Genomic DNA, 12,090 nt, shown 5'->3' on the forward strand with positions numbered 1-12,090 from the left:
AATATAATAAATACTTGAATTAAGTCTGCCAATTTATAATTCTAGTCAGACTATTAAAACATTTAAGAAAAAATTAACTAGCATGCAGTGCTGTTTCTTTGAAGATCAGTTGCTATCCCGGTTTCACCCTTTGACACTGACTCGACCGCTTGATGACCTCCGCGTGGGTATCTGCACGGTTGCTGAAAAGTGGAAAGCCGAGCTGGAACTTGAACACACTTCCCGCCTGTTGCGCGATACTCTCAAGGGCGTTTTTGAGCAACCCCCGATCGATCCCGGAGAACCCTGTCTTTGGCTCAATGCCCGGTACCTGCCGCAGGAGGCGCTGCTGGAACGGATCCACGATCTTGAAGTGGGAAGCTGCCTGAGAAGCGGGGACATTGAAATTGCCGCAAAGGTTGATGGAGCCGAAAGCGCCCGGTGGCTGTCGAATAACAGGGCCAACTTTAACAGCCTGCTGGTCTTTGAAACGGATGATTTTGATCCCCTGGAACACCTGTGGGACCTGTTTCAGGTCAACGGTCGGGAAATCAGGGCAGATATCGAACGGATGGGGCATCCCTCTTCCGAAGACCACTCCATCTCTCCCCACGCCGTGCTCGAAAACCGGGACCAGATCTTTATTGGTGAAGGCGTATCTGTTGAACCAGGCGCCATCCTTGTCGCCACCGAGGGACCAATATATATCGGTCCGGGCGCCACCATCTGTGCCGGTGCCATCCTCAGGGGACCCGTGGCCATCTGCCGGGAGTCGATTGTCAATATGGGGGCTAAAATATACGGGGCTTCCACCATCGGACCAGTCTGCAAGGCGGGGGGCGAGATCAACAACTCCATCTTTCACTCCTACTCCAACAAGGGGCATGAGGGCTTTATCGGCAACTCTCTGGTCGGCCAGTGGTGCAACTTCGGGGCCGATACCAACACCTCGAACCTCAAAAACAATTACAGCACCATTCGGCTTACTGACTGGACCTCCATGCAACAGGTGGAAACCGGCCAGCAGTTTATCGGTACCATTATGGGCGATCACTCCAAAACGGCCATCAACGTGCAGCTCAATACCGGGACCGTTTGCGGGGTTTCCTGCAACATCTTTACCGCTGATTTTCCCCCGAAGTTGATTCCCTCTTTTACCTGGGTGGGCACCAACGTGCTGCAGCCCTACAAGTTCGACAAAGCTGTTGAAACCATGGAGGCAGTCATGAAACGCCGCGACGTGGAACTCACCGAAAACTACCGGAATATGATGGAACGTATTGCGAAGAAGAGCCGGAGCTGACCGGAAGCCCCCAATGATACGGCCTCAAAAGCCTTGACAGCGCTTTACCACGGCAGCGCGGTTCGTATTTCCTCGTTCAAAAGAGGGCTTTGCCAAACCGTGCATTACAAGAAATGTATTTTAACTAGCGTTGTCTCAAACCTGAATTTCGGCCGTAACTGGCAGAACGCGGGTACCACTGACCAGGCTGACGATCACCTAAAGGGGGAACACCTATTCTGTGGTTAATCCGCTGTATCAGTCTCATCTGCGTTCCAGTATCCCGTAAACCCGAATAGTTAATAGTTACGGTTGACTGTACACTAGTGGCACGTGAGGTACTGCCGGCTAGATGCGATCCCTAAATAATATCACTCAACGCTTCTTTCAGAACGTTGAATCTAAATTCAAATCCTTCCTTCTGAAGAGCGGACGGCTGGGCACGCACGCTTTCCAGAAGCGGATCGGCAGCCTCCCCGAGTACAAGCCGCAGGGCAAACTCCGGCACCCTGAAAAATGTCGGGCGGTGCAATATCTCTCCCAGCTTACCGGTCAGCTCTTTCATCGTTACCGGTTGGGGAGCCACCAGGTTCAATGGACCCTGCACCCGCTCGTTCTCTATCACAAACTCTACCGCGCGGGTCATATCCAGCATGTGGATCCAGGGAAAATACTGAGTACCGTCGCCCAGAGGACCGCCAAGACCAAATTTGAAAATCGGCAGCAGATACTGGAATGCGCCCCCGCCCTTCTCCAGTACCACTCCATTTCGAAAAATTGCCAGGCGTACGCCAAGCCCTTCCACGGGTTCAGCTGCCTTTTCCCAGTCTACACACAGCTCAGAAAGGAAACCATCACCCGGAGGTTCTGTCTCATCAAGAGGCTCTTCGCCCCGGTCGCCATAATAATTTACCCCTGATGCGGATATAAACAGCTCTGGTCGGCTTTCGGCCTTCTCTACCGCCTCCACTAGCTGCCGGGTATTGTCAACCCGGCTGGAGTAAAGCCGTTGTTTAACCTGATCGGTCCACGGCTTGCCAAATATACTTTCCCCCACAAGATTGATTACCACATCCGCCTGATCCATCGCATCGGGCAGGTTCGCTTCCCAATCGATAAAGGCTTGATTCTCCGCAGTTTCACTTACATACTTCTCTGGAGATCGCGTAATCACCGTTATGAAATGGCCCTGTTGGAGGAAATGCGATCTCAGCTCAGTGCCGATAAAACCTGTACCACCACTTATCAGAATATGCATACACTAAAATAACTATCTTAAGGTTAGGTGTTGTTAATTACATCTACTTTTAGAAAAAAATTCCATATGATTAAGTTAAAGTAGCAACAGTATCCCATAATTCGTATCAATGACAACAACTACACAACACAAGATAGTATTGGCAATCCGCATTATTTTAGGGGCGATTTTCCTGCTTTCGGGTATCGGGAAGCTGATTGACGGCAGCCAGGCGCTCTACCTGGTGGAGCTGTTGGCTACAAAGTTTTACTGGCTCATTGAGTACGGCAGTGTCATTGTGACCGGTACCTCCCTCCTTGAGCTTCTGTTGGCGGGCCTGCTATTTTGGGGACGAAAACTGACCGCGGTACTGTTGGCCTCCTTCCTGCTCATTATTTCATTTACCGGGGTCCTGGGATATTTCTATCTCCAGGGTATGTCGGTGGCCAGCTGCGGGTGCTTTGGAGCTTTCAGCATCGGCGGCGGTATCGTATCGACCCTGATCCGCAATTCCATCCTGCTGTTACTGATAATCGCCGGTTTTACCGTTAAAACGATGACAGGCAACGGAGAACAGGGAAAAGAAAAAAAATAAACAGCCTGCTTCCAGGCCTCTCCTCTGCCTTGTATCAATCCCATTAGTTGTATTTAATGCACAAATTTTAATATCGGGATCAGCTTCGAATTAAGATAGCCCTACTGAAAAATGATCTGAAGAAAATTGGCAACCGCATCATCAGGGTTGACTACCGTCAGGAATCTTTTTACCCGGCACCGCTGCACCACACGCTTGAACTACAGGAAAATATCGATGAGCTCTGTGCCGGCGTAGAATGAGGATATAGTTGAGTGGAACAGCTGAACAACGCCCGTAACGTATAGTTTCAATTAGTGCGAGATTATGTCTGCTAACAGGGAAATGACAGAAGGAGAGCAGTTAGTTTTTTTAAGTGAGGACGCATCGCCCGATCTCACAGTTCAGTAACCGCTTTAACTCCCAGGCCCGGATCATTCGATACCAAAATTCTCTTTTCTTTATCCAGTTTTAGTCCCTCGAACGGGTCATCCCTTATCAGCAGGTGGCCATCCAGATCCGCATAATCAGCCCACAAGCTGAGCAGAGCTCCCGCACTGTTGGCCAGCGAGCTCTCGATCATACACCCGATCATGACTTCCAGCCCAACCTTTTCGGCTAGTTCAATTAGCTGTTTTGACTTTACCAGGCTTCCGGTTTTCATCAGTTTTATATTGATGACATCAAAGGCGCGGGAGAGGTTCCGGAGATTTTCTCTTCCCTCAAAGCTTTCGTCGGCGCACAACGGAATCGGGGAGTACTTTTTAAGTTCTGTCATCTCTTCAAAACAGCGGGCCGGCATCGGCTGTTCCACCATGTCGATGCCTTGCCCAGCCAGAAAACCGATAATGGCTTTCGCTTCTTCCAGCGTTTTCCAGCCCTCGTTGGCATCCACGCGCAGCGGCTTATCGGTAACCCTGCGAAGCGCTTCAATAATCTGGCGGTCGCGGCAGGTACCCAGCTTCACTTTAAGGACCGGGTAATCGGCTGCCTCTTCCACTTTTTGCTGCATCACGTCCAGCTCATCCAGCCCGATGGTAAAGGTCGTGACCGGACCTGTTCGGTCGGCAGCCCCCCAGAGCTTCCATAAAGGCAGATCCCGTTTTTTAGCCCACCAGTCAAGGTATGCCATCTCTATGGCCACCCGGGCGGATCTAACTTGTTTGGGAGGGGAACCTCGGCTAACGTGTACAACGAGCCGCTCACTAAGTTGCATGACATTATCAACCGAATCAAAAAAATCATCGGGCAACGCTTCCAGAAAGTTGACCACGTCAACCTCGGTCTCATCATACCGGCGGTTGGGTGCGGCTTCTCCATATCCCGTGAGTCCATCGGCATGGAGCCTGACAAACACATTCCGGACCGAAGGCTTTGACCCGCGTGCTATGGTAAAGACCTGCTGCAGCCGAAGCTCTGCTACCTGGTACTCAAGTTCAAAATGAGGCATACCCAAATACTTTAAGCCCGTACAGATACAGGTAAAAAACCGGAGCCGACAAAATCAGGGCATCAAAGCGGTCAAAAAAACCGCCATGACCGGGCAGGGCGGATGATGTATCTTTTACGTGGCCGGCTCGTTTTAGCTTGCTGGCGGTAAGATCGCCGACAGGGCCAAATATACTTACCAGAACGACCGCCGGAAGGCCCTGGGACAGTGTCAAGTGGAGAGGCAGGGGAATCATGTAGCTGCAGATGGCGAAGCCTGCAAGGGCTCCCAAAATTCCGGCCCCGAAGCCCTCCCATGTTTTCTTGGGACTAATAGAGGGCGCCATCCGGTGTTTCCCAAATGCTTTTCCACCAAAATAGGCAAATATGTCGTTTCCCCAGACCATCAGCAGGAGCGCCAGCGTGAGCATAAATCCCTGTTCAGGGCTCGACAGGAATCGAATATTTATAAACGTTAAAATGCCGACAGGACCATACAGACCTGCAAAAAGGGAAGAACCGAGCGTGCGTATATTTTCATCAATCGGTTTGGCCAGCTGCAGGAGTATAAAAATCAGCAACAGGGCAAGCCCGATCTGAAATGCATGGGGAAGCTCCGGGAGCAGCAAAATCCACAGCCCCAGCGAATAGGGAAAATAGGGATTGGGCGCCTGCCGTGAGGCTCTAAAGAGTCCGATCGACTCCTTTACCACGAGCAGTCCAATGGCGATCATCAGAAGCTTGAAATACCACCCTCCCAGCCAGGTTATATAAAGAAACAAGGCAGCGGCGGGTACCGCGACAAGTATTCGCTTGGCCAGTTCACTCACGATGAGGAGTCGTCCAGATCTTCAAAGTCCTGTTCATCCAGCTCTTCCAGTGCCTCTCGAGCCTCTTCCTCGTACTCCTGCGGAACATAAAGATATACGAGAGCGGTTTCGCCGACCGTCAGGCTGTAGGCAGAGTCTCTTTTTGACAAGATATTCGAGGGGATATTCCGGTTCGAGAGATATCCCTTTACCAGCTCCACTTCATATTCGGTGCTCCGTTCCAGGATACATACCCAGTTGTTGATATCACTTGGTTTTGGGCCATCAAACATCGGTCGTACCTCCTTGAGTTTGTTGCCTGTGTTGATACATATAATTTATAATCCAGGCCGAGATCACTATTCCGAATGTCAACGCCCAGGCAGGCGGCATCGACTCCGGTGTCATCTCCGCTATCGAAGAGTCGGGATAGTAAGAGGCGACAAGCACGCTGCCCCCGTTATTTATGAGATGTGCCAGCATGGCGGGATAGATACTCTCCGAAACGTAGGTTACATAAGCCAGAACAATCCCTATAAACGCCAGCGGCAGCAGGTTCGTCAACTGCAGGTGGTAGAGTCCAAACAGAAATCCGGACACAATAATTGCGGTCCAGATCCCCCAGCTTTTTTCGAACGCCCGGAGGGTGTATCCGCGATAAAGGATCTCCTCGCACACGGCCGGAACCAGTCCGATGTGGAACAGGGTCAGCATCATATTGTGATCGCTCCTCAAGAACTGTTCAATCAGCTGCAGCTGGGTGTTCTGCATCGATTCAAAATATTCCGGAACCGGCAACTGGATATTAATCCATGACAGAAACCAGATAATAGGTTGGGCAGCTACTATCAGCACGGCAGTCAGTGCCAGCATCTTCGGAGTTTTGTCAAATGCCTGGAACCTCATAAATACAGGCTGATCACGTTTTGTGGTATGAAGGCGACTAAAAAGCCAGGTGGCCGCCCCCAGGAAAACGATCTGCCCAAACGAGTTACCGATAAAAAGCAGATCCAGGTTCTCCTGGAATGCCTGAATAATCTCCTGCGGGTTGGGCTGTGCCTGGATTCCCTCACGCACAAAATACAGGGTAGCAGCCACAATTCCGGCCGAAATCTGGAACAGGATAAACGCAATAACGATCCAAAACAGGGCCAGTACCCAGTCGTCAAACCCGTTGCGCTCGGCCCATGAAGAGATCGACGGGCCATTTCCCGAAGAGATAAAATTGTTTTCCTGGTTCAGATCCATGTAATTTTTTTCGGATTAGAGCAATTTATCTTCTTCTTTCCCAAACGCTTTGGCACCAATCATACCGGTTATAAGATTCAGGATACCGTACATCGGAATACCCCAGAGTATCTGCGATCCGATATTATGCTGACCTCGCATCGCCTCAACGGTGGAATCGATCATCTGCTGTTTTTGTTCTTCGGGCAGGTCCATCGCCTCAAAATTTGCCACGGTGCTTTCTATCATTTTCTGGGTCATGTCCGGATCAACCACCAGCCATAATTGATTCAACACCGCGCTTACAAGCGTAATTCCGACCCCGGTCAGGAAACCGACAAGGGCTCCTTTTCCCAGTTTAACAGCGATATCGTGCTCCCGGGTGTAGTGCCAGACAGCTACCATTCCTCCGAACGCTCCCACCAGACAGCCCACCAGGCTGATCAACTGTGAGGGAGAAAAAAAAGAACCGGTCGGTTCAGCATTGATCGTGACGTAGACCGTTACCAGCGAAAGTACAAATGCCACGATGCCGAACAGTACAGATGCAATTCCGACAGAGTTCCAGTAGGCCGGGGCCTCACTGCTCTGCTGAGCGGCATTGTCAAATGAGTTCTTTGAATCCATATGCGTCCCTTTCTGTTTCGTCGTTAGTTTTCAGAAATTCATCGGCCAATATTAGAACAGCCATACTCCCGATAAGCGCTCCCATCACCGATCGGGTGAACGCTGTATTTTGCCAAAATCCGAGCAGATTTCCAACTACATCTGCCCCATTAAGCGCTATCGCGATCATCAGTAATCGGCCGGGATTTACCGGGATAATAAACCGCGGATTGCCGATCAGCGGGATGGCAAGCCAAAAAAATGTAAAGGCTGCGTAAATTCCAAAACACCGGGCACACACCGCCATGGGAGTACCGTTGATCCAAAATGACCGGGTGGGATCCTGATGACAGAGCGTTCTAAATGCTTGGTGCTGCCAGCTGTTTAACCAAAATTCCGCGTTGCCCAGCAGTCCCGGCCCACTTGCCGCAACCACCAACAACAGGCAAAGCCCCGCAACCCCCAGGTATAACGACCGATTATATTTTAGGCCGGGTATATTCATTTAGCTCTGTTGAATTGCCTCTTTTAAGCCCTCGATAAATGGCCCGGGAGCCCGGCAGGGTTTGCGGTTATGTGCTCTCATAAAACAGAGCACCACGCTACCGACCGCATGGGGTTGATTCCGCCGTTCAGTGGAAATTTCATAATAGGTTTCCAGCTTTACTGCCGGTATCGAATAGAGGTGTACATGAATGGTCATCAGCTCATCGTAATAGATCGGTGCCTTGTATTCCACCTGTGTTTTCACGACCGGCAGCATCACACCTTCATCCTCCAGCTCGCTGTACGGCATACCAAGGCTCCGAATCATCTCGGTTCGTGCCACTTCAAAATATTCCAGGTAGCGCCCGTAATACACGTAGCCCATCTTGTCGGTTTCAGCATATCGGCTGCGCAGGCTGCAGGTATACGAAAAAATGGGAGCTTGTGAAGGCAGCACTTTTTATGTGTTAGCGGTTGATTCCGTTTGTTTCCTTACCTCTCCCATCGACGAGTATTTCTGGATCCGGTTCTCTACCAGCTGGTGGGCATCTATCTTTTTGAGACGCTCCAACGACTCAAGCAGCTGTTCCTTTACTGCGGCTGCCGAGGCCTCGGGGTCCCGGTGGGCTCCTCCCAGCGGTTCCTCGATTATGCCGTCAATGACATCCATCTGTTTTAAATCTTCCGCCGTCAGTTTGAGCACGGCTGCAGCCTGTTCTTTGTAATCCCACGTTTTCCACAAGATGGAAGAACATGATTCGGGGGAGATTACGGAGTACCAGGTATTTTCCATCATATATACCTCATTCCCCATTCCTATTCCAATGGCACCGCCACTGGCTCCCTCTCCAATGACTACCGTAACAACCGGAACTTTGAGCGTTGCCATCATTTTAAGATTTTTGGCAATCGCTTCTGCCTGCCCGCGCTCTTCGGCCTCAAGTCCGGGATAGGCACCCGGCGTGTCTAAAAGGGTGATGATCGGAATATTAAACTTTTCAGCCAGCTTCATCAGCCGATAGGCTTTTCGATATCCCTCCGGGTTCGCCATTCCAAATCTCCGATATTTTCGGCTCTCCGTATCGCGCCCTTTCTGGTGGCCCATTATCATCACAGATTGTCCCTCCAGGGTAGCCAACCCTCCCACAATCGCCTTGTCATCTCCCTGGTAGCGGTCGCCATGCAGTTCAACAAAATGTTCTGTAATCTTAAAAATATAGTCGAGGGTATACGGACGATCCGGATGACGTGCAAGCTGTACCCGCTGCCACCGGGTCAAATTGGAAAAAATCGACTCACGCAGTTCCTCAACCCGGCCTTTAAGACGATTAATCTCGGGCTTGAGCACATCATCATCGGCGATGGTGAGTTCGGTAAGCTCTTTTATTTTTTTTTCCAAATCGGCTATCGGTTGTTCAAAATCTAAATATTGCATAATGCTGACTTGAAATATTTGCTAATTTAGTCACCAAATATACAAACTTCGATGGAGAGTTTAAGGAAAAAAGGAATATGTGTACTCCGCTTACAGGTTCACTTTCGGCAGGCACTATATTCCGTAAACGACTTGAAGGGACCTTTTGCAGAACCTACTATTTTGTTGGGAGGTGATTGTACCACCACCTTGTTGACTTTTAAACGGGAGTAGAACTCCCTAAGAACGAAGAATTGAGAGTTTTGAAAAGCCCTCTTAAAAAACATATTCAATTGTGTCCGATGGATGCTTTGACAACTACAGCTTACCCACCAGACTTTGGATCTTTAAAGACCAGACCCGCCAAATTGCCTCCCATACAATACCTTTTGACATTTTTGAAACTCCCTCTTCCCGCTCTTTGAATATGATGGAAACCTCTTTAAGCTTGAAACCAGCTCGCCACGCCCTGAAGTGTATTTCAATTTGAAACGCATACCCGTTTGAGCGCATTTTATCGACAGAAATGGTCTCCAGCACCCGCCGATGAATACATTTAAAGCCGGCAGTCGTATCAAAGATAGGCAACCCGGTTATAAACCTGGCATATAAATTTGCGGAATATGATAAGATAAGTCGTGCCAGGGGCCAATTTATGATACTTATACCATTTGCGTAACGTGATCCGATCACAACATCGGCATTGCCCTGTTTTACTTCTTCAATCAGCTTTGGTACATCATTCGGACTATGCGAAAAATCCGCATCCATTTCGCACACATAGGTATAGTTTTTCTCCAGTGCATACTGGAATCCACGCACGTAGGCGGTACCCAGTCCCAATTTACCACTGCGTTCAATTAAATGTACCCGTTCGCCAAACTGGGATTGAGCCTCTTTTACCGCTGCTGCCGTACCATCAGGTGAACCATCATCGATTACCAGTACATCCACAGGTTCCCCTAATGCCATGAGTTCCTCAATTAGCCGCCCAATATTATGTGCCTCATTATATGTCGGTATAATGACCAGGGACTCACTCTTCATCTATCACTCGCTGCTGAACCTTCCTGTTATCAAATGTGCCCAATTTAAGAAAATATTTTCATGGTTATCATTTTTCTGCATGTACACCTGTAGACATGCTCACTGCCGTCAGCAGATAACTTGCCTGTAGAAATATTTTCAACTGAAAACAGTTAACTTCATTCTTAAATAATGTTATTATCAGATCCAATTTGTACAGTACCTTGCCAAACTCCACTGCTATAAAATAGATTTCTAACAATTAGATTACTAAATAAAAATTGTGTTTACATTATCAAAAATAGATTCTCGTACCAAGGCGCGTACCGGAACCCTTCAGACAGACCACGGTACCATTGAGACTCCGGTTTTTATGCCGGTCGGAACACTTGGTACAGTCAAGGCGGTTCAACAGGACGAATTAACAGACAAAATTGACGCCCCCGTTATACTCGGAAATACTTACCACCTGTATCTAAGGCCCGGCTGTGATATCATATCTGGAGCCGGTGGATTGCATCAATTTATGAACTGGGACCGCCCCATATTGACCGATTCAGGAGGGTACCAGGTCTACTCCCTTTCTGACAACCGGGAACTCACCGAGGAGGGCGCTCGCTTTAAAAGCCACCATGACGGTTCCGAGCATCTGTTCAGCCCGGAAAATGTGGTCAAAATCCAACGTATTCTCGGGTCAGATATAATGATGATTTTGGATGAATGTCCTCCCTATCCCTGTGATAAAGATTATGCCAAAGAATCAATGGAGCTGACCCACAGATGGGCAGAACGCGGCAAAAAAGCTTTTCTAGATACAGAGCCTCTATACGGGCACAAACAGTTTCAATTTGGTATCGTACAGGGAGGTACCTATAAAGATTTGAGAAAAGAATCTGCCCAATTTATGGCAGACCAGGGTTTTGACGGCATAGCCATCGGGGGATTAAGCGTGGGGGAACCCACCGGTCTGATGTACGAGATGACCGATCATAATACTGATGATCTACCGAGGGATAAGCCCCGCTACCTGATGGGAGTAGGGAAACCGGCCAACCTGCTGCATTGTGTTGCACGGGGGATCGACATGTTTGATTGTGTATTACCTACCAGAAATGCCAGAAATGGTCAGCTTTTTACACGGCAGGGTATTATTAACATCAACAACGCCAAGTGGAAAAATCATCATCAACATTTTGATCCCGACTTCCCATCTGATCTTTGCCAAAAATATACCATGGCGTATATCCACCATCTGTTTAGAAATAACGAAATTCTGGGCCTGCAACTGGCTACCCTGCACAATCTTACCTTCTACCTCTGGCTGATGCGTGAAATGCGGCGGCGTATTCAGAAGAATACCTTCAGCGAATGGTATGAAAATTATGCGGAACAGGTTGACCAGAAGATCTGACAGCCGAAATTCAGACACGGTCTCAACTGAGTTTTTGAGCTACTCAGCACTGGTTTTAACCTATGGATTGTCATGTCCCAATGCTATTTTTAACGAACTTACAGACCTCGCCAGAAAAGTGAAGCACAATAGTATTATTACGAAATTAAGGAATTGGTTATCCCAAAACCCAACGGATCCTCTCATATATAGTAATAAACAAAAAGAACCAGGGAAAATTGATTGGGATTCCCTAAGGATATGCATGAATCAGCAACCATGCACCAGGTCAGGCTCAACTTCCCTATTCTGATGTTTATATTTTGAGGTAATGGATCTTACAAACAACCAGGAATAGTACGGCAGATCCACTCTTTACGTTAGTAATTTTCTCCATTGCCTCAGATTAGTCACTCAGCGTGGCGCAACAATCATAGTGCCTGAAACAACAAAAGCAGCTAGTTCAATGGCCGGGTTGGTCTCGGGCCCGTCCCCAATACAAACGGCCCTCCGCGTATGAGGCGGAGGGCCGTGGGAAAAAAAAAGAGGAGGCGAGGACCTACGCTTCCGCCTGCTGGCAGTACCATTGGCGCGGCAGGGCTTAACGGCCGTGTTCGGGATGGGAACGGGTG

Annotated in this window: 13 protein-coding genes and 1 rRNA gene; 3 read left to right on the forward strand and 11 right to left on the reverse strand. The window is 49.0% G+C overall.

The features are described 5' to 3' along the window. The first annotated feature begins 82 nt into the window (after positions 1-82). A complete protein-coding gene (locus ACG2E4_RS05150; RefSeq protein ID WP_395275901.1) occupies positions 83-1,282 on the forward strand; it encodes a putative sugar nucleotidyl transferase in 1,200 nt (399 codons plus the stop codon). 340 nt (positions 1,283-1,622) lie between these two features. Here ACG2E4_RS05150 and ACG2E4_RS05155 read toward each other — a convergent pair whose 3' ends face one another. Beyond that, a complete protein-coding gene (locus tag ACG2E4_RS05155) occupies positions 1,623-2,519 on the reverse strand; it encodes a TIGR01777 family oxidoreductase (protein WP_395275902.1) in 897 nt (298 codons plus the stop codon). A 109-nt stretch (positions 2,520-2,628) separates the two neighbouring features. On the opposite strand from ACG2E4_RS05155, the gene ACG2E4_RS05160 reads away from it, so the two are divergent. Continuing rightward, positions 2,629-3,093 (forward strand): MauE/DoxX family redox-associated membrane protein, encoded by a 465-nt coding sequence (locus ACG2E4_RS05160; RefSeq protein WP_395275903.1) that lies wholly within the window; start codon positions 2,629-2,631, stop codon positions 3,091-3,093. A gap of 376 nt (positions 3,094-3,469) precedes the next feature. On the opposite strand, the gene ACG2E4_RS05165 is transcribed toward ACG2E4_RS05160, so the two are convergent. The 9 genes from ACG2E4_RS05165 to ACG2E4_RS05205 all read right to left on the reverse strand — a co-directional run bounded on the left by ACG2E4_RS05165 (position 3,470) and on the right by ACG2E4_RS05205 (position 10,089). Continuing rightward, entirely contained in the window at positions 3,470-4,522 is a 1,053-nt protein-coding gene (locus ACG2E4_RS05165; RefSeq protein ID WP_395275904.1) for a dipeptide epimerase, read from the reverse strand. Continuing rightward, positions 4,509-5,330, reverse strand: coding sequence for a phosphatidate cytidylyltransferase (locus ACG2E4_RS05170; RefSeq protein WP_395275905.1), 822 nt, complete (start codon positions 5,328-5,330; stop codon positions 4,509-4,511). Before ACG2E4_RS05170 ends, ACG2E4_RS05165 begins: the two co-directional genes overlap by 14 nt. Beyond that, complete coding sequence (locus tag ACG2E4_RS05175) at positions 5,327-5,602, reverse strand: putative signal transducing protein (protein WP_395262491.1); 276 nt, start codon at positions 5,600-5,602, stop codon at positions 5,327-5,329. The genes ACG2E4_RS05170 and ACG2E4_RS05175 overlap by 4 nt, the downstream gene beginning before the upstream one ends. After that, positions 5,595-6,557 carry a lysostaphin resistance A-like protein gene (locus ACG2E4_RS05180; protein ID WP_395275906.1) on the reverse strand — a complete coding sequence of 321 codons (963 nt, stop codon included), beginning with the start codon at positions 6,555-6,557 and terminating at the stop codon, positions 5,595-5,597. Before ACG2E4_RS05180 ends, ACG2E4_RS05175 begins: the two co-directional genes overlap by 8 nt. 15 nt (positions 6,558-6,572) lie before the next feature. Beyond that, the gene (locus ACG2E4_RS05185) at positions 6,573-7,163 is read right to left on the reverse strand and encodes a DUF4199 family protein (protein ID WP_395262493.1); all 591 of its coding nucleotides are present in this window, start codon (positions 7,161-7,163) and stop codon (positions 6,573-6,575) included. Then, positions 7,141-7,647 (reverse strand): DUF2085 domain-containing protein, encoded by a 507-nt coding sequence (locus tag ACG2E4_RS05190; protein ID WP_395262494.1) that lies wholly within the window; start codon positions 7,645-7,647, stop codon positions 7,141-7,143. Before ACG2E4_RS05190 ends, ACG2E4_RS05185 begins: the two co-directional genes overlap by 23 nt. After that, entirely contained in the window at positions 7,648-8,085 is a 438-nt protein-coding gene (locus ACG2E4_RS05195; protein ID WP_395262495.1) for an acyl-CoA thioesterase, read from the reverse strand. Between the two features lie 3 nt (positions 8,086-8,088). Then, positions 8,089-9,063 carry an acetyl-CoA carboxylase carboxyltransferase subunit alpha gene (locus tag ACG2E4_RS05200; RefSeq protein WP_395275907.1) on the reverse strand — a complete coding sequence of 325 codons (975 nt, stop codon included), beginning with the start codon at positions 9,061-9,063 and terminating at the stop codon, positions 8,089-8,091. Positions 9,064-9,360: 297 nt separating this feature from the next. Next, positions 9,361-10,089: a polyprenol monophosphomannose synthase gene (locus ACG2E4_RS05205; protein WP_395275908.1), complete on the reverse strand. Its 729-nt coding sequence runs from the start codon at positions 10,087-10,089 to the stop codon at positions 9,361-9,363. A 259-nt stretch (positions 10,090-10,348) separates the two neighbouring features. On the opposite strand from ACG2E4_RS05205, the gene tgt reads away from it, so the two are divergent. Then, positions 10,349-11,479: a tRNA guanosine(34) transglycosylase Tgt gene (gene tgt, locus ACG2E4_RS05210; protein ID WP_395275911.1), complete on the forward strand. Its 1,131-nt coding sequence runs from the start codon at positions 10,349-10,351 to the stop codon at positions 11,477-11,479. Between the two features lie 525 nt (positions 11,480-12,004). Here the strand turns inward: tgt and rrf are convergent. Further along, positions 12,005-12,090: ribosomal RNA gene (rrf, locus tag ACG2E4_RS05215) — 5S ribosomal RNA — on the reverse strand; the annotation flags it as partial.

The sequence above is a fragment of the Halalkalibaculum sp. DA384 genome (assembly GCF_043951955.1).
Classification (GTDB): domain Bacteria; phylum Bacteroidota; class Rhodothermia; order Balneolales; family Balneolaceae; genus JAMQKA01.

What these genes read in the sequence shown, in the direction of transcription:
- ACG2E4_RS05155 (WP_395275902.1), bottom strand. Translation starts at nt 2,519, where the DNA reads ATGCATATTCTGATAAGTGGTGGTACAGGTTTTATCGGCACTGAGCTG.
- ACG2E4_RS05200 (WP_395275907.1), bottom strand. Translation starts at nt 9,063, where the DNA reads ATGCAATATTTAGATTTTGAACAACCGATAGCCGATTTGGAAAAAAAA.
- ACG2E4_RS05190 (WP_395262494.1), bottom strand. Translation starts at nt 7,647, where the DNA reads ATGAATATACCCGGCCTAAAATATAATCGGTCGTTATACCTGGGGGTT.
- ACG2E4_RS05205 (WP_395275908.1), bottom strand. Translation starts at nt 10,089, where the DNA reads ATGAAGAGTGAGTCCCTGGTCATTATACCGACATATAATGAGGCACAT.
- ACG2E4_RS05175 (WP_395262491.1), bottom strand. Translation starts at nt 5,602, where the DNA reads ATGTTTGATGGCCCAAAACCAAGTGATATCAACAACTGGGTATGTATC.
- ACG2E4_RS05185 (WP_395262493.1), bottom strand. Translation starts at nt 7,163, where the DNA reads ATGGATTCAAAGAACTCATTTGACAATGCCGCTCAGCAGAGCAGTGAG.
- ACG2E4_RS05180 (WP_395275906.1), bottom strand. Translation starts at nt 6,557, where the DNA reads ATGGATCTGAACCAGGAAAACAATTTTATCTCTTCGGGAAATGGCCCG.
- ACG2E4_RS05165 (WP_395275904.1), bottom strand. Translation starts at nt 4,522, where the DNA reads ATGCCTCATTTTGAACTTGAGTACCAGGTAGCAGAGCTTCGGCTGCAG.
- ACG2E4_RS05160 (WP_395275903.1), top strand. Translation starts at nt 2,629, where the DNA reads ATGACAACAACTACACAACACAAGATAGTATTGGCAATCCGCATTATT.
- ACG2E4_RS05150 (WP_395275901.1), top strand. Translation starts at nt 83, where the DNA reads ATGCAGTGCTGTTTCTTTGAAGATCAGTTGCTATCCCGGTTTCACCCT.